Below are 16,396 nucleotides of genomic sequence, written 5' to 3'. Positions count from 1 at the left end.
ATCGTGCGGGGCGGCCTGCTGCCGGCCACAGGGACGATTACCCGAGGGCGCTCAGGCGCGCCGTCCACGACGCCACGTCGGCGACCGTGGCGTTGCCACCGCAGAGCACGAGACCCAACCGGGCATCGTCACCCACCCGCTCCCGTACCCGGCGGGCGGCCGGCAGCAGGCATCCGGCGGCCGGCTCGGCCCAGACCTTCGCATGCTCGGCCAACTCCACAGTTCCCCGCACCGCCTCCGCGTCGGAGACCACGAGCACGTCGCTGACCAGGGCAGTCACGTGATCGTAGGTGAGCTGCGAGACGGTCGGCGCGCTGAGCGTGGTGACGATCGACGACAGCGGCACCTCGACCGGCCCACCCTTGGCCAGGGCCTGCGACATCGCCTGCGCGCCCTCGGTCTCCACGCCCCAGACCCGTACCCCCGGCCGGCGTGCCCGCAGCGCCGCGGCCACCCCGGAGATCAGCGCCCCGCCGCCGACGCTGACCAGTACGTCGGTCAACTCACCGGCGTCGTCGGCGAACTCCAGTCCGACAGTGCCCTGCCCGGCGAGCACCACCGGGTCGTCGAACGGGTGCAGCAGGGTCAGGCCGTCCTCCCGCAGCCGGGACATGAGCGCGAACGCGGCGGACATGCCGTCGGTCAGCTGGACGTCGGCACCGGCCGCGCGGGCCACCTCGATGGCACGCGCCGGTGCCGTCCGGGGCATCACCACGGTCGCCGCCACGCCCAGGGCGCCGGCCATCACCGCGACCGCGATGCCGTGGTTGCCGCCGCTGACCGCCAGCACGCCCGCCGCCCGCTCGGCGTCGTCCAGGACGAGCAGCTTCGCCGCCGCGCCACGTGCCTTGAACGACCCGGTACGTTGCAGCAGCTCCAGCTTGGCGGTGACGGGCACGCCGAGCAGCTCGGACAGGCCGGGGCTGGGCACGGTGGGCGTGTGGACCACATGGCCGGCGATCCGGTCGGCGGCCGCCTCGATGTCCGCGAGCTCGATCATCACCGAAGCGTGCCACAGCAGCGGGACAGGCCGACCCGCGGATCAGGAGCAGCCGATCGTGCGGGGGGCCAGGCGGCCGGGCTAGCCTCGTGGGGCTATGGATCTTTCCCACGCGGCGCTGCTACTCGCCGCCGGTCTCGCCGCTGGCACGGTCAACGCGGTGGCCGGTGGCGGTTCGCTTATCACTTTTCCGGCGATGATCGCGGTCGGGTTGCCCCCGGTTCCGGCGAACGTCAGCAACTCCATCGCGGTGTTCCCCGGTTACCTGGCCAGCGTGGCGGGCAGCCGGATGGACCTGCCGCGCCCCCGGGCGCTCGCCACGCTGATACCCACCACGATCGCCGGCACGATCGCCGGAGCGTTGCTGTTGCTGGCCACCCCGGCCCGCGCGTTCGAGCTGGTCGTACCCTTTCTGGTCCTCGGCGCGACAGCGGTCCTGGCGTTCCAGGACCCGCTGCGCCGGCTGGTCGGCCACCCCCGGGACCTGTCGCCACGCCGGCGGACGGTCACGGTGCAGGCGATGGTGGCGCTTGGCGCGGTGTACGGCGGTTACTTCGGTGCGGCACTCGGGGTGATGCTTGTCGCCGGGCTGGCCCTGGTGCTGGACGCGACGCTGGCACGGGTGAGCGCGATCAAGAATCTGCTCTCCGCGTTGGTGGGGTTGACCACGCTCGTGGTTTTCGCCCTGTTCGGCCCGGTGAACTGGGCGGCGGTCGCGGTGGTCGCGCCGGCCACCCTCCTTGGGGGGTACGCGGGCGCCCGGCTCGTCCGCCGGCTGCCGCCGGTGGTGCTCAAGACGCTGATCGTGGTGTTCGGCACGACGATCGGCCTCTACCTGCTCTGGCGCGCCCTGAGCTGACCGGCGGCAAAGCCAACAAGCCTGCGTCAGTAGGCCTCGCCTACCGGCTCCTCGACGGCGTTCTCGGCATCGGCGGCGGCGCGGTTCAGGCGCGACCAGAGCACCCGCTCGCCGTAGCCGGCCGCCATCACGTGTGCGAAGGCCAGGTAGACCAGCACGCCGACGGCGAGGACCCCGAAGCCGACCCAGAACGGCAGGGCCAGCGAGTGCTCGGCGAGCTTGCCGGAGATGATCGGTGCCGGCGCGGCGGCGCCCCAGCGGACCAGGTTGAACGCTCCGGTGGCGACCCGACGATCGCTGGAGCCGAGGCCGAGCGCCAGGTCGGTAAGGTTGGCGTTGGCCAGCCCCATGCAGAGTCCGGCCAGCACCAGCACCACGAGCGCCTCGGCGGTGGAGTGCGAGGTGGCGAAGAGGACCATGCAGACCAGCAGGCCGGTGATGGCCACGCCGACGGTCTGCACCGCGCCGATCCGGTGGGCGAGCCGGTGGCCGATGACCAGGATGCCGGTGGCCAGGCCGAGGCCCCAGCCGGTGAACGCGAGCCCCAGCGGCACGATGTCCAGGCCGAGGAAGAGCGGCGTGTAGCCGAGCACCACGAAGAACACGAAGTTGTACGCGGCGGTCACCACGCAGAGGGCGATGAACGCCGGCCGGCGGTAGGTGGCGAAGATCTGGCCGACGCGTACCGGGGCCTGGCGGTTGGCGGGTTCGCGGAGTTTGCGGGAGGCCACGCCGAGGGCGAGGACCATGAAGACGCCGCAGACGAAGAACGGCAGCCGCCAGCTGACCTGGCCGAGCAGGCCACCGATCAGCGGTCCGACGGCGAACCCGAGGCCGAGGGCGGTCTCGAAGAGGCCGACCACCCATTCCCGGTCGACGGCCAGGTTGACCAGCACCACCATGGCGGTGGCGAAGAACATCGCGTTGCCCAGTCCCCAGACGCCGCGCAGCACGGACAGCTGCACGATGTTGTCGCTGAACGAGGCGAGGATCGCGGCGAGGCCGACCACGGAGACGCCGGTGATCAGCACCGGTTTGAAGCCGAACCGGCCGCTGGCCAGCGTCGCCGGGATCATGCCCAGGGCCATGACCGCGATGTACGCGGTGAACAGCAACTCGACCTGCCAGGCGCTGACCCCGATCGCCTCGCCGATGGCCGGCAGGATCGGGTCGACGACGGCGATGCCGGCGATGGCGAGGAAGGCCACCAGTGTGGTGGCGTAGATGGCACTGCGGTTCGGTTCGGAACGCCGATCCACTCCGACTCCTCAGATAGCTGTATCGTACAGGTAATTATCCTGTATCATACAGCTATGAACGACGACGACGAAAGCACCCTCGGCCGGATCGAGACCGAGGTGGCCCTGCTGATGCGCTTCGGCGAGGCCACCCGGCGGGCCACCGGCACCGCCGAGCACCGGGTGCTCGACCGCGCGGCGTACGTCATCCTGCGCCACCTGGCCGACGCCGGCCCACAGAACGTCTCGGCGCTCGCCGCCCGACTCAACCTGGACGGCTCGACGGTGACCCGGCAGGTCTCCGCCCTACAACGCGACGGCCTGATCACTCGCACCCCGGATCCCTCCGACGGCCGGGGCACGGTCATCTCCCCCACCGCCGCCGGCCTGCAACGGATGGCCGTCGTGCAGGCCGCCCGCACCCGGCTCTACGGCGACATGCTGGCCGACTGGACCACCGAGGACCGCACCGCCCTGGCAACCCTGCTCGGCCGCCTAAACCAGGCCCTGATAAACCGCAACCACCCCCGCTGATCCGCTGATCCACCCCCGCCCAGCCCCGCCCCGCCCCGCCCAGCCCCGTCGATCTTGCACTTATGGTGGGGGACAAACGGTCTGAATCACCACCTGCCGGGCACCACAACTGCAAGATCGACGCGGGAGACGCCGGGCGCGGGGAAACGGGGCGCGGGGAGACGGGGCGCGGGGACAGGTGCGCCCGGGCACCGACCCACGTCGGCGCCCGGGCGTACGTGCCTGAGGTCAGGCGACCGGTTCGCGGGCCGAGTCGGCGTCGCTGTCGGTGCCCGGGGTGACCCGGGGGTCGCCCTCGTCGGCGAAGTAGTCGTCAGGTGTGGTGCCGTCGACTCCTTCCTCGACCTTCGCGGCCCGCAGCGCGAGCGTCACCAGCGCCGCCACGGCCAGGTTGACCGCCACGGCCACGATGCCGACGTAGATCGTCTTGGTGGTGTCGAACCCGAACTCCGACAGCGGGAACGCCGAGCCGCCGAAGTGCTTCTTCGTCGGGCTGGCCACCTGGTAGAGCATCCACATGCCCAGGCCCATGCCGGCCACCCAGCCGACGATCAGGCCGGTGCGGTGGAACCAGCGGGTGTAGAGGCCCAGCGCCACCGCCGGCAGCGTCTGCAGGATGATCACGCCGCCGATCAGCTGGAGGTCGATGGAGAACTGCGGGTCGAGGAACACGATGCAGGCCACCGCGCCGACCTTCACCACCAGCGAGGTGATCTTCGAGACGTTCGCCTCCTGGGCCGGGGAGGCGTCCCGCTTCAGGTACTCCTTGTAGATGTTGCGGGTGAACAGGTTCGCCGCCGCGATCGACATGATCGCCGCGGGCACCAGGGCACCGATGCCGATCGCGGCGTACGCCACACCGGCGAACCAGTCCGGGAACTGCTGGTCGAACAGCAGCGGCACGATCGTGTTGTTGTCGACCGTGCCCTCCTTCGCGCCGGGCAGCGGCTTCACCCCCGCCGCGATGGCCATGTAGCCGAGCAGCGCGATCAGCCCGAGCAGCAGGCTGTACGCCGGCAGCGCCGACATGTTCCGCTTGATCACGTCGCGGTTCTTGCTGGCCAGCACACCGGTGATGCTGTGCGGGTAGAGGAAGAGCGCCAACGCCGAGCCGAGCGCCAACGTCATGTACTGAAGTTGGTTGTTGCCGTTGAGCAGGATGCCGTCGTTCGGGTTGGGTGAGGCGTCGAACTTCGCGTCCGCGGCGGCGAAGATGTCACCCCAGCCGCCCAGCTTGTACGGCAGGTAGACGACCGCCACCAGGATGACGATGTAGATCAGGCTGTCCTTGACGAACGCGATGAGCGCGGGCGCGCGCAGCCCCGACTGGTACGTGTACGCGGCCAGGATGGCGAACGCGATGATGATCGGCAGGTGCCGGGCCACCGCGTTGTCGCCGGTGACCCCCATCGTCTTGAGAACGGCCTCGATGCCGATCAGCTGCAACGCGATGTACGGCATGGTGGCCACGATGCCGGTGATGGCGATCAGCAGGGCCAGCGCCGGCGAGTCGAACCGGTTGCGGACGAAGTCGGCCGGCGTGACGAAGCCGTGCCGGTGCGACACCGACCAGAGGCGCACCAACACCAGGAAGACCAGCGGGTAGATGACGATGGTGTACGGCACGGCGAAGAACCCGGCCGCACCGGCACCGAACATCAACGCCGGCACCGCCACAAAGGTGTACGCGGTGTAGAGGTCACCGCCGATCAGGAACCAGGTGATCCAGCCGCCGAAGCTGCGGCCGCCCAGCCCCCACTCGTCCAGGTGCGCCATGTCCTTCGGTGCCCGCCACCGGGCGGCCACGAAGCCCATCGCGCTGACCAGGAGGAACAGCAGCGAAAAGACGATGATCTCGGTGAGATGGTCGCGCCACATCAGCGGCCTCCCCGCTTCTTCGTCATCTGGTAGACCAAAGTGGTGGTGCCGACGCCGAGCAGGATGAAGGCCAGTTGCAGCCAGTAGAAGCGCGGGAAGCCGAAGACCCGGGGCGAGTCGCCGTTGAAGAAGGCCGGGATCAGCGGTACGACGATGGGAATGAAGAGCAACCAGTTCCAGGGGCTGTGGTCCTTCGCCCTGGCCGGCGCCGTGGTGGGCGCCTCCGGTTCGGGTGCAGCCATCTGACACACCTCCGGGGAGTCGAAGATCTCGATGTAACGGGCCGGAGGCTACGGCTTTGCGCGGACCGCCACGCGGCCCGGCCGGTGAGTCGTGCGCCGAGCGGCGATCACGGTGCGCCGAATGACGCGCACGCCCAGTAGGACAGCGAGAACCGCCGCCCGGCCACCAGCCCGACGGGCCGCCAAGGGTTGCGGGGTGATGTCACGGCACGAGGTCGGGCCGCCGTGGCTGACCACGAGCCGTGCGGGTGCTTCGTCGACCCTGGGCCGCGGCGACGAGGGGGGTGCGGAGATCAGTCGCGGCGACGATCCCCGCACCCCTCCTCTCGATGGCTGATCGCTGATTGTCCTTTGCTCTGCACCCCAATAGGCACCGGTCGCAGACAGTAGCCGTCGCACCCGCGGGTGCAGAGCAAAGGACAACCCTGAGCTGGCTGGACGCCCTGGTGCCAACGGGCACCCTCGCCGCGTTCTACGAGCTGCCCCCGGCCTACCTGAACAAGCAGCTACAGGCCGTGGGGCCGGGCGGGTTTCCGCGCGGCAGGGCGCGACGAGCCGGTGGGCCCGACCGCCGCCGATCTAGAGCGCGGCGAGGTGGGCGGTGTCGTTGACCGTGCGCACGGCCACGCCGCCGTCGGGCCACATGTCGAGCACCGAGATGCCGGCCGCGTCCAGGAAGAGCCGGTGCAGGAACCCGTCGCCGGCCGCGAGGGCGTCGCGCAGCACCAGCTTGATCGGCGAGACGTGCGAGACCACCACCACGGTCTCCCCGGGGTACGCGGTGAGCAGCCCGGCTGTCACGCGGTGCGCGCGTTCGGCGACGTGGGTGAACGACTCTCCGCCCGGCGGGGCGATCCGGGGTGAGGCGAGCCAGGCGTCCATCTCCCCCGGCCACTGCTGACGCACCTCGGCGAAGGTGCGCCCCTCCCACGCGCCGAAGTCGCACTCGATCAGGTCGTCCTCGGTGCGCACCGGCACGTCACCGCCGAGCGCTTCGGCGATCGCCGCCGCGGTGGCCGTACACCGGGACAGCGGTGAGCTGAGCACGGCCGCGACGGACGGAGCCAGCGCGGCCACCCGGGCGCCGGTGGCCCCGGCCTGGGCCCGGCCGCGCTCGGACAGGGGCACGTCACCGCGGCCGGAGTAGCGCCGCTGCTCGGTGTACTCGGTCTCGCCGTGGCGGACCAGGATCAGCCGGGTGGCGGTGAAGGTCGGCCGTGGCTCCCACGAGGCCGGCGCGGTCGCCGGGTCGCTGCCGACCGCGGGTGTCGCCGGCGGTTGGCCCGCCGTCCGGGAAGAGGTGGGACGGCCGGCGGCGGCGTCCATGGCGGCGTTGGCGAGCGCGTCGGCGTGCCGGTTCTCGTCGCGCGGAATCCAGGTGAACCGGACGGCGGTGAACCGGCCCACCAACCCGGCGGCCTGGGCGGCGAGGGGCCGCAGGCCGGGGTGCTTGATCTGCCACCGGCCGCACATCTGCTCGACCACCAGTTTGGAGTCCATCCGGACGTCCACCTCGGCGGCACCCAGCTCGGCGGCGGCGGTCAGGCCGGCGATCAGCCCCTGGTACTCGGCGACGTTGTTGGTCGTCGTACCCAGTGACTCGGAACGCTCGGCGAGCACCTCGCCGGTCTCCGGGTCGAGCACCACCGCGCCGTAGCCGGCGGGGCCGGGGTTGCCCCGGGACCCGCCGTCGGCCTCGACGGCGACCACGCGCGGCGCCACGACCTACAGGCCCGACTCGTTGGTGCGGACCATGATCCGGCGGCAGTCCTCGCAGCGGACCACGTCGTCCGGGGCCGCCTTGCGGATCCGGGCGAGGTCGGCACCGGACAGCTCCAGCCGGCACCCGCCGCAGCGGCCCCCGGTGAGCAGCGCGGCACCGAGGCCGGTGTCCTCGCGGATCTTGTCGTAGAGGGTGACCAGGTCGCTCGGGAGGTCGGCGGCGAGCGGCTGACGGGCCCCCCGCTTGAACTCCTCCTCCTTGGCGATCTCGGCCAACGCGTCGTCGCGGCGCTGCTCGGTCGCGGCCCGCTTGTCCCGGGTGTCGGCCAGCCGCTGCTCCACGCCGTCCAGGACGCCCTGCGCGGTCTCGCGCTGCTCCATCAGCTCCAGTTCGGCGTCCTCCAGGTCGCCCTGGCGCCGGTTCAGCGAGACCAGCTCGTGCTGGAGCGCCTCCAACTCGCGGGCCGGGCCGGTGCCGGCGGCCAGCCGGTTCTCGTCCTTCTGCTTGCGGGCGCGGACCTGGTCGACGTCCTTCTCCAGCCGGGCGATGTCCCGGTCCAGGTCGTCGACCGCCACCTGGGCGCGGACCCGCTCGTCCTCCAACGACGACAGCTCCCGGGCCAGCGACTCCAGCTCGGCCCGCTCGGCAAGCGTCCGCCTGCGGTGGGCGAGCTGGGCGAGGTTGGTGTCGATCGCCTGGAGGTCGAGCAGGCGGCGCTGCACCTGAGGGTCAGCCTTCACGGTCGGGCTCCTTGTCGTCCACAACGGGTGCGGCGGCATGCACGGTCCACGGGTCGGTATCCAGGTCGGACACCAGCGTCTCGACGCCCAGCGCCTCCCGTAGGAGGGCGGCCAGGTCGTCCAGCCACGGTCGTTCGGTCGCCCAGTGGGCGGCGTCGATCAGGGCGGGACCATCGGCGGCGAGGTGCTCGCCGGCCGGGTGGTGCCGCAGGTCGGCGGTGAGGAACGCGTCCACCCCGGCGGCGGTCGCGGCGCCGAGGAAGCTGTCCCCCGACCCGCCGCTGACGGCGAGGGTACGAACCATACGCCCGGGATCCCCCGCGGCGCGAACTCCCCAGGACGTGACGGGGAGCACGGCGGCCGCGTGTCGGGTCAGCTCGGCGAGAGTCATCGGCTCGGGCAACTCGCCGACCCGGCCGAAACCCCGGTCGTCGCCGTGGGCGGCCGAGCCGGGCGCGGGCCGCTGCAACGGGCGCAGCCCGGTCAGCCCGAACCGGGCGGCGAGGGCGTCCGAGACACCCGGGGACGCCACGTCGGCGTTGGTGTGCGCCGCGTAGAGCGCCACCCCGGCGCGGATCAACTGGTGGATGATCCGGCCCTTGAAGGTCGTCGGCGCCACCGACGAGACCCCGCGCAGCAACAGCGGGTGATGCGCGACGATCATGTCCACGTCGGCGGCCAGCGCTTCGGCGACCGTCTCGGGCACCACGTCGACCACGCAGAGCACCCGGTGGACCGGGGCGGTCGGCTCGCCGAGCACCAGGCCCACCCGGTCCCAGTCCTCGGCCCAGACCGGTGGATAGCGCCGTTCCAGCTCGGCCACCACGTCGGTCACCGTGGGGACGGATCTGCTAGTGCTCACGGCGGGCCAGCTTACCGGCGCGGGGGCGGCCCAGCGGTGACGCCCGGCCCGGTCGCGCCGCGCCGTGGCCGCTAGGCGGCTCCCACGGCGACGGCGTGCAGCGCGGCCAGCGGCATCGCCCACGGGAAGGCGTGCAGGTGTTGCTCCCCCGTGCCGGGCGGGTGCAAGGCGACCACGTCGTCACCGAAGAGCACCGTGACACCCCACTCGGCCAGCCGGGCCAGGCCGGCGCGGAACGCCGGGTGGGCGGCCATCGCGACGTTGGTGTACGGCACCGCCACGATGGGGATGCCCTTGCCCTGCGCCTCGACCAGCAGCCCCAGCGCGAGTGTGTCGGCGATGCCGGCCGCCCACTTGTTGACCGTGTTGACCGTCGCCGGGCAGACGATCATTGCGTCGGCGGGCGGCAACACGTCCGGGTCGTCGGGATTCTTGTAGTGCGTCCGCACCGGGTGGCCGGTCTGCCGGGCCAGGGCGGTCTGGTCGACGAACTTGGCGCCGTCCGGCGTGACGACCACGCAGACGTCCCAGCCGTCCTGCTGCGCCAGGTCGACCAACTGCCCGACCCTGCGGGCCAGCGGCGAACCACAGGCGATGACGTAGAGCACCGCACGGCGTCCGCTGCTGCGCGCTGGACCGGCCATCACACCGGCTCCGCGGTCATACCCCTACTCCCATGTGCTCAGCCAACTCCGCTACCGGAGAAGGCGGCGCACCACGTGTGCGACGAAGGACGTCCGACATCACCTCGTGGGCGATCGGCCGGCAGCGGATCTCCGACGGCGCGAGCCGATCACCCATCAGCAACATCTCGCCGGCGTTCGCCACGTCGCCGACCTGGGCGTACCCGCGGGCGATGTCGAGCAGGTGGTGGGCGCGGCGTTCGGGCAGCAGCGCGTTGAAGGAGTGCTCCGCGATGCGGTGGTGCACCTCCACCGCCCGACCCCCGTCGCCCAACTCCACCGCGGCGGCGGCCCGGTGCAGCTCGACGTTCGTCGGGCCGAACGACGTCCAGTAGTGGTTGTGGTCGCCACCGAGCAGGGTCGCGGCCTCCTGGGCACAGTTGATCAGGTCGTCGACGCTGGCCGAGTCGCCGATGCGGGACGCGGCCATCGCGCCCTGCAGCAGCAACATCCCGTAGACGGAGAGCCGGGCCGGAGTGACCTCGTTGCTTCCGCCGGGTGCCAGCCGGTTGGCGATCTGGACGTTCAGCTCCAGTGCGGGGCGGGCCCGACCCATCGCGGCCAGGGCGTTGCACACCCGGGTGGTGGCGATGCCGGCCAGCAGGGGGTCGTCGGCGCGCTGGGCCACCGCCATCGACCGGTCGGCGGCCAGCCAGGCCAGCTCGCACTCGCCGAGCTTGCGCAGCACCGAGGAGGCGATCTGGTAGACCTGGCCGAGCAGGTGGGCCGCCTCGGCGGCCCGCTCACCGCCGTAGGCGGCGTCGGCCGCCTGGGCGTCGCGCAGCAGCTTCGGCAGGGCCCGGGTGAGCATGCCGTAGCGGCCGTACTGGTAGGTGAGCCAGGCGTGGTTGACGGCCTTGCGCAGGTCGTCCAGCGGTGGCGGACACGGCACCGCGTCGAAGTACGCGCTCATCGAGTCGTAGCGTTCCAGCGCGGCCCGGATCTCCTGCACCTCGACCTGGTCGATGCAGTTGAGGGCGTCGGCGCGTCGCTCCGGGTCCTTGCCCATCAGCAGTTGCACGTCCATCTGGAGGATGTCGGCGATCTCGTAGAGGACGGAGAACTTGTCCAGCCGGCGAACGCCGCGTTCGACCTTGTCCACCCAACTCTTGGACTTGCCGAGCCGATCGGCGAAGACCTGTTGCGACATCTTGCGGCGCCCTCGCCAGTAGGCCACTCGCCGTCCTATGGGTAGCTCGTCCATCTGCCCATCCTCCTCTGCCGCCGCCGATAGATCGAGCGGGGGCGATGTCAGCGGGTGCGACGGCCGCCGTTCACGTTCAGGTTTTCGCTGGTCGCACACGATGTACGTCAGTCGAACGGCCAGCCCTCGTACTTTCGTGCAAGTTGCACGAGCCGTTCGTCAACCTCAACGATCGTGGGTTACGGCAGTGACGGTGCTCGACATGCGACCTGGCGACCGCCGGGCCCGACGAGGGGAGATGGCACACATGTGGGGGAACGTCGGACCGCGCGTAGCCGAACTGTCACCACTGGAACGAGTCCGGCTGCGCAGGGTCGCCATGCGGTACGCCACACACGGATGGGAGGTCACGCCAGGGGCCTGCCTGGCCCGCAGTCGCTTCGTCTGTGGTCGGGCCGGTTGTCCCACCGTGGGCTGCCACCCCGCCCTGGAGAACTGGGAGTTGGCCGCCAGCGCCGACCCGGCCCGGGTGGCCACCTGGTGGCGCAACCGTCCACACGGGGTGCTGCTGCCCACCGGCCGAACCTTCGACGTGCTGGAGGTGCCCGCCCACCTGGGCCGGCACGTGCTCGACGCGGTGCGGATCCACCCGGCCGGCACCGGCGTACGCGGCCCGGTGCTTGTCACCCCCACCGGGCGGTGGATGTTCCTGGTCCGCCCCGGCGACCCGCTCCGGCCGGAGTTGGAGCACTGCTTCCACGTGGTCCGACACGGGCCGGGCTCGTGGATCCCCGCGCCGCCCACCCGGCTGCCGGAGGGGACGGTCCGCTGGGCGGTCGCCCCCGAGCAGGCCCGCTGGCAACTGCCGGACTCGTACCTCGTACAGAACACGTTGATCGGGGCGCTGCGCGCCGCTGGCGTGACCCTCGCCCCCGACCTGCTCCCCGGTCACCTGCCGCTGCCCCGACGAGGCCGATGAGACCGGCCCGACCGACGATTCGATCCGGTGCCCGACAGCGTCGCCGGGGCGCCGGTCCTCGTTGACAGGAAGACGGCGCGAACGCGCGCCACGAACGGGGGAACGATGTCCACGAACGACAGGGCGCCTCATCCCGGCGGCACCGAACCGCCCCGCCGTAGCCACCGACGCCACCGGTGGGCCGGCACCCGACCCTCCGGCTCGCGCCCCGGCCGCCCACGCCCCACCGGCTCCCGCCCAGCCGGCACCCACCGCCCAGTCCGCTAGAACAACCCACCCCACCCGCCCCACCCCCCGCGCGGGGGGTGGGGCGTTAGGTGGTTAGGGGTAGGCCGGCGGAATGGTATTGGCGGGCGTCGTCGGTCACCACCGCATGGGTGTGGTCGTCCAGGCCGCTCAGCCAACCCAGACCGGCGGTGCCCATGGCCAGGGCGGCGGTGGCGTACGCGTCGGCCACGCCGAGGTCCGTGCCGACCACTGTCACCGAGCGCAACCCGCTGGCCGGGGTGCCCCGGCGTGGGTCCAGCACGTGCCGGCCCCGCTCGTAGACGCCGGACGTGGCCACGGCCAGGTCGGTCCCGGTGAGCACCAGGCAGGTCGCCATGGCGTCCCAGGGGTGCCGGATGCCGATGCGCCACGGTGCCCCGGTCGGGGACACGCCCCGCACCCGCAGGTCACCGCCAGCGTTCACGCAGTGGTTCACGGCACCGGCGGCGAGCAGGCGGTCCGAGGCGACCTGGGCGGCCCACCCCTTGACGAAACCGGACGGGTCGAGCCGCCCGGTGGCGTACGCGTCGAAGAACCCGTCGGTGGCACCCCACAGGTCGGCGCAGGTCTCCAGCACGAACCGCAGATCCGCCGACGCCTCGGAGAGCAGCACCTCACCCCGGTCGAAGCGGCACACCTCGCTGTCCGGCTGGTACGTGCTGAACCGGGCGTCCACCTCGCGCATCCAGGCGAAGACGTCGTCGGCCACCTCGGACAGGGTGGCCGGCGGCAGGTCGTCGGCGAGGTCCAGGGTGATCGCCGTACCCATGATCTGCTCGACCCGGCACAGCCCGGGTCGGATCAGCGCCGCCGGCACGTCAGAACGCCTGCTCGATCGCGCCCCGCAGCGACTGCTTGTAGGAGTTGCTGGTCTCGGTGGCACCGGAGACGGTGTTGACGTTGGCGCTCTGCTTCTGCACCACCTCGCCGCCGCTTCCGTCGTACCGGCCGCTGACGTCGTCGCTGTGGATGTCGGACTCACCCCCGCTGGGCAGCGACAGTGCGACGGCGTCGACGATCCGGCTGCCGGAGACCACGATCTGCACCTGCACGTACCCGTACTCGTTGTCCACGCCCGGCCCGGTGATCCGGCGGGTGGTCGGCTGCGGCGCCTTGGTGGTGGGCCGCGGCGCGGTCGGAGCCTTCGTGGTGGTGCGGGGGGTGCTGGGCGGCCGGGTGGTGCTCTTGGTGGGTTTGGCCGACGACGGCGCGCTGGGCGCCACCGACGGCGTCGGTGCCCCGGCGGGCGGTTCGGCGGCGGCGCCGGGGGCCGGGGCGGCGGCCGGGTCGACGTCCTGTGGGGTGGGGTCGACCGGTTGGGCGGTCGGCAGGTTCTGGGCGACCTGGGTGGCGGCCGGCGACCCCTTGAACACCACGAGCGCGGTGGTGCTGGCGGCCAGGCCGGTGATCGCGAGCAACGCGCGACGCATCTGATGCCTTCCTACAACTCGAACGTGGCCAGGTGGATCTGCCGTCGGGGCACGCCGGCCCTGCGCAGCGCGCGCACCGACTGTTCCACCAGGCCGGGTGGCCCACACAGGTAGACGTCGCGCCGGGCCACGTCGGGCACCAGTTGACGCAACCCGTCCGGGCTCATCAGTTGACGGGGGCCGGGGTCGTCGCGGGACCCGATGACGTACCAGACCGAGGTGTCGCGCTCCTGCGCCAGCCAGTCCAGCTCACGGCTGAGCAGCACGTCGGCGGGGGTGCGGGCCCGGTAGATCAGGGCCGCGCCTGGCGGCAACTCCTCCAGCATCGCCCGGATCGGCGTGATGCCGCTGCCGCCCGCGATCAGCAGGGCCCGCTCGCGGACCCGGTGCGCGGCCGTGAAGGTGCCCGAGGGGCCCTCGGCCCAGACCCGGGTGCCTGCGGTCAGGTCCCGCAGGTCCCCGGTGTGCGCGCCGACGACCTTGACGGTGAGTCGTAACCAGCGACCGTTCGCGGCGGCGGAGACGGAGAACGGGTGCGACTGCCACCAGCAGCCCCTGGTGAGGAAGCGCCAGCGGAAGTACTGGCCGCCGAGCATCGCCAGCCGGCCGAGCCGTTCGCCGGTGAGGTAGATGGAGATGGTGTCGGGACTCTCGGCGACCACGTCGGCGACCCGCAGTTTGTAGCGCAGGTTGAACGCCAGCGGCGCGAGCACCCGACCCCAGAGCAGGGCGGCGACCACCAGCACGTAGAGCGCGATCCAGCCGGTGCGGACCGGACCGGGCTTGTAGAGCTGCGCGCCGTGGGTGAACTGGTGGCCGAAGCCGAGCAGCAGGATCAGGTAGCTGGACAGGTGCAGCAGGTGCCACAGCTCGTAGGGCAGCGCCCGGCGGATCGCCCGGATGCTGCTGAGCCCGACAAGCATCATGATCCCGGCGGCGACGAACGCCGACACCATGTCCTCGTAGTCGCCGAGCAGCGTGCCGACCTCGGCGAGGAGCGACTGGTTCCGCAGGTCGGCGTAGCCGACGATGATCAGCGACAGGTGCGCCAGCACGGCGACCAGCAGGGTGGCACCGACGTCGCGGTGCCAGCGGGCCATCTGCTCGCCGCCGATCCACCGTTCCAGCACCGGCAGCCGGCTCATCATCAGCACCTGCACCAGCAGCAGGTAGCCGGCGATCAGACCGCTGATCCGGCCCGCCGCGGTGACGGTGGACGCGGTGCTGCGCAACGAACCGGCGGGGGTGCCCAACCACCACGGCAGCACGCTGGCGAGCAGGCCGACCAGGAGCAACAGGCCGAGCAGCCGCCGGCCGCCGGGTCCGCGCCGGTCCGGGATCTGCGGGGGTACGGGCGCAGCCGACCGGCCGCCGTGCCGGGACGAGGTCCCGGTACGACGGCCGGCGGCGTGGGTGTGCGAATGCGTCACGCGTACAGCTTCATCGGGGCGTACTTCTGGCGGGGGAAGACCTTCTCGACCTCCGCGTTGGTGAGCCCGAACCGGCCCTGGGCCACCGCGCCGTACACGTTGAACATGTTGTTGTACTCCGGCACGTCACCGGAGTCCAGCTTGTCCAGACCGTTCCAGTCGCCGAGCAGCGAGCCGGCCAGCTTCTTGCCGGAGAGGATCGTGACCACCCCACCGTGCCCGTGGTCGGTGCCGCCGGTGTTGGAGCCGACCCGGCGGCCGAACTCGCTGGACACCATGATCGTCACGTCGGCGGCCTGCGGGCCGAGGTCGGTGAAGAAGGCCGCCATCGCGCTGGCCAGCTCGTTCAGCCGGCGGTGCAGCTGGCCGCCGGCGGCGGTGCCCTGGTTCTCGTGGGTGTCGTAGCCGCCCATCCCGACGGTGGCGACCCGGACGTTCGCGCCGCCCTTGATCAGCTGGGCGAGTTGCTTGAACGAGTTGCCGACGCCCTCGTACTTGACGCCCTCGGCCGGCTCGTACGGCTTGGCGGCCAACTGCTGGGCGGTGGCCAGCGCGCCCATGCCCTCCTGCACGGCCTCCTCGACCGGGTGGTTGATCCCGGTGAAGAGCCCCTTGATGGCGGCCTCGGTGGCGGCCCGGTACTTCTGGTCGCCGTTGAGCCGCAGCGATCCCACGTTGTTCAGCGACAGCGCGCCGTTGGTGCCCACGAGTGAGCGGGGCAGGGTGCTGCCGATGCCGACGCTGCGGAACGCGGTGCCCTTGCCCAGGTGGTCGACCAGACCGTCGAGCCAGCCCCGGCCGCCGGTCTCGTTGGGCAGGCCACCCAGGTTGCAGGCGTCCGCGGCCTGGAAGTGGCTGCGCGACAGGCGCGGGTCCGAGGTCCCCGGGACAAAGGCCAGTTGGCCGGCCGCGAGCCACTTCTCCAACGGCTTGAACGCGCTGGTCAGCTTGAAGCCACGGTCCAGGGCCAGCGAGTCGTTGCCGAGCAGCAGGTCGGGGCGGGCCTTGGCGAGCACCGGCTCGTTGTCCGGCGCGACCAGGCTCAGCCCGTCCAGGCCGCCGTAGAGGAAGACGTGGATCAGGGTGCCGGTCGGGGTCGCCGCGAACGACGCCGACGTGGTGACGAACTGGGCGGTGGCCAGGGCGGTGGCGGTGGCCGCGGCACCCACGACGAAGGTCCGCCGGGTGACGCCACGACCGTCCTGCTGGGCCTCCTCCAGGTTCTCCAGAGTGCGGTAGCGGTCGGCCTCGGCGGCGTTCTCGGCGGCGACGATGTCCGCCTCCGCGCGCAGCAACGCCTCGGCCGGGTTGTCGGCCAGCCGTCGCACGTCGGGGCATTCGGGGTGCAGGGGGAAAGAGTTGTACACAGTCTTCTCCATCGGGTGCC

General features: G+C 71.8%; 16 protein-coding genes. 3 read left to right on the top strand and 13 right to left on the bottom strand.

Going from position 1 to position 16,396, the window contains the following annotated elements:
* Positions 1-37: 37 nt before the first annotated feature.
* Complete coding sequence (locus AB0B14_RS14490; protein WP_357522675.1) at positions 38-1,000, bottom strand: threonine/serine dehydratase; 963 nt, start codon at positions 998-1,000, stop codon at positions 38-40.
* Positions 1,001-1,097: 97 nt separating this feature from the next.
* On the opposite strand from AB0B14_RS14490, the gene AB0B14_RS14485 reads away from it, so the two are divergent.
* Positions 1,098-1,859 carry a sulfite exporter TauE/SafE family protein gene (locus tag AB0B14_RS14485; RefSeq protein WP_357522674.1) on the top strand — a complete coding sequence of 254 codons (762 nt, stop codon included), beginning with the start codon at positions 1,098-1,100 and terminating at the stop codon, positions 1,857-1,859.
* Positions 1,860-1,885: 26 nt separating this feature from the next.
* Here AB0B14_RS14485 and AB0B14_RS14480 read toward each other — a convergent pair whose 3' ends face one another.
* Positions 1,886-3,118 (bottom strand): MFS transporter, encoded by a 1,233-nt coding sequence (locus AB0B14_RS14480; RefSeq protein WP_357522673.1) that lies wholly within the window; start codon positions 3,116-3,118, stop codon positions 1,886-1,888.
* 54 nt (positions 3,119-3,172) lie between these two features.
* On the opposite strand from AB0B14_RS14480, the gene AB0B14_RS14475 reads away from it, so the two are divergent.
* Positions 3,173-3,631 (top strand): MarR family transcriptional regulator, encoded by a 459-nt coding sequence (locus AB0B14_RS14475; RefSeq protein ID WP_357070540.1) that lies wholly within the window; start codon positions 3,173-3,175, stop codon positions 3,629-3,631.
* A gap of 228 nt (positions 3,632-3,859) precedes the next feature.
* Here AB0B14_RS14475 and mctP read toward each other — a convergent pair whose 3' ends face one another.
* The 7 genes from mctP to AB0B14_RS14440 all read right to left on the bottom strand — a co-directional run bounded on the left by mctP (position 3,860) and on the right by AB0B14_RS14440 (position 10,963).
* Positions 3,860-5,509, bottom strand: coding sequence for a monocarboxylate uptake permease MctP (gene mctP / locus AB0B14_RS14470; RefSeq protein ID WP_357522672.1), 1,650 nt, complete (start codon positions 5,507-5,509; stop codon positions 3,860-3,862).
* Positions 5,509-5,751: a DUF3311 domain-containing protein gene (locus tag AB0B14_RS14465; protein WP_139587743.1), complete on the bottom strand. Its 243-nt coding sequence runs from the start codon at positions 5,749-5,751 to the stop codon at positions 5,509-5,511. The genes mctP and AB0B14_RS14465 overlap by 1 nt, the downstream gene beginning before the upstream one ends.
* Positions 5,752-6,330: 579 nt before the next feature.
* The gene (locus AB0B14_RS14460) at positions 6,331-7,473 is read right to left on the bottom strand and encodes a bifunctional RNase H/acid phosphatase (RefSeq protein WP_357522671.1); all 1,143 of its coding nucleotides are present in this window, start codon (positions 7,471-7,473) and stop codon (positions 6,331-6,333) included.
* Between the two features lie 3 nt (positions 7,474-7,476).
* Positions 7,477-8,214: a C4-type zinc ribbon domain-containing protein gene (locus AB0B14_RS14455; RefSeq protein ID WP_357522670.1), complete on the bottom strand. Its 738-nt coding sequence runs from the start codon at positions 8,212-8,214 to the stop codon at positions 7,477-7,479.
* Positions 8,204-9,076: a Nif3-like dinuclear metal center hexameric protein gene (locus tag AB0B14_RS14450; protein WP_357070553.1), complete on the bottom strand. Its 873-nt coding sequence runs from the start codon at positions 9,074-9,076 to the stop codon at positions 8,204-8,206. Before AB0B14_RS14450 ends, AB0B14_RS14455 begins: the two co-directional genes overlap by 11 nt.
* 71 nt (positions 9,077-9,147) lie before the next feature.
* Positions 9,148-9,720: a flavoprotein gene (locus AB0B14_RS14445; protein ID WP_357522669.1), complete on the bottom strand. Its 573-nt coding sequence runs from the start codon at positions 9,718-9,720 to the stop codon at positions 9,148-9,150.
* A 16-nt stretch (positions 9,721-9,736) separates the two neighbouring features.
* The gene (locus AB0B14_RS14440; RefSeq protein ID WP_357070559.1) at positions 9,737-10,963 is read right to left on the bottom strand and encodes a helix-turn-helix domain-containing protein; all 1,227 of its coding nucleotides are present in this window, start codon (positions 10,961-10,963) and stop codon (positions 9,737-9,739) included.
* A gap of 247 nt (positions 10,964-11,210) precedes the next feature.
* Between AB0B14_RS14440 and AB0B14_RS14435 the strand changes: the two genes are divergently transcribed.
* On the top strand, positions 11,211-11,882 hold the full coding sequence (locus AB0B14_RS14435) for a bifunctional DNA primase/polymerase (protein WP_357071031.1): 672 nt from the start codon (positions 11,211-11,213) through the stop codon (positions 11,880-11,882).
* Positions 11,883-12,195: 313 nt separating this feature from the next.
* On the opposite strand, the gene AB0B14_RS14430 is transcribed toward AB0B14_RS14435, so the two are convergent.
* From AB0B14_RS14430 to AB0B14_RS14415, 4 genes are read right to left on the bottom strand one after another with little or no spacing between them, the layout of a single operon-like run.
* A complete protein-coding gene (locus AB0B14_RS14430; RefSeq protein ID WP_357071034.1) occupies positions 12,196-12,918 on the bottom strand; it encodes an FAD:protein FMN transferase in 723 nt (240 codons plus the stop codon).
* A gap of 49 nt (positions 12,919-12,967) precedes the next feature.
* Positions 12,968-13,579 carry an FMN-binding protein gene (locus AB0B14_RS14425; protein WP_357522668.1) on the bottom strand — a complete coding sequence of 204 codons (612 nt, stop codon included), beginning with the start codon at positions 13,577-13,579 and terminating at the stop codon, positions 12,968-12,970.
* A gap of 11 nt (positions 13,580-13,590) precedes the next feature.
* Positions 13,591-15,009 carry a ferredoxin reductase family protein gene (locus tag AB0B14_RS14420; protein ID WP_357522667.1) on the bottom strand — a complete coding sequence of 473 codons (1,419 nt, stop codon included), beginning with the start codon at positions 15,007-15,009 and terminating at the stop codon, positions 13,591-13,593.
* Entirely contained in the window at positions 15,006-16,388 is a 1,383-nt protein-coding gene (locus AB0B14_RS14415) for a DUF1501 domain-containing protein (protein WP_357070568.1), read from the bottom strand. The genes AB0B14_RS14420 and AB0B14_RS14415 overlap by 4 nt, the downstream gene beginning before the upstream one ends.
* Positions 16,389-16,396 lie beyond the last annotated feature (8 nt).

It is taken from the genome of Micromonospora sp. NPDC049171, from assembly GCF_040648275.1.
Taxonomy (GTDB): Bacteria; Actinomycetota; Actinomycetes; order Mycobacteriales; family Micromonosporaceae; genus Micromonospora.
The sequence above is the reverse complement of the archived record's forward strand: the minus strand, read 5'-3'. Positions and strand labels throughout refer to the sequence as shown.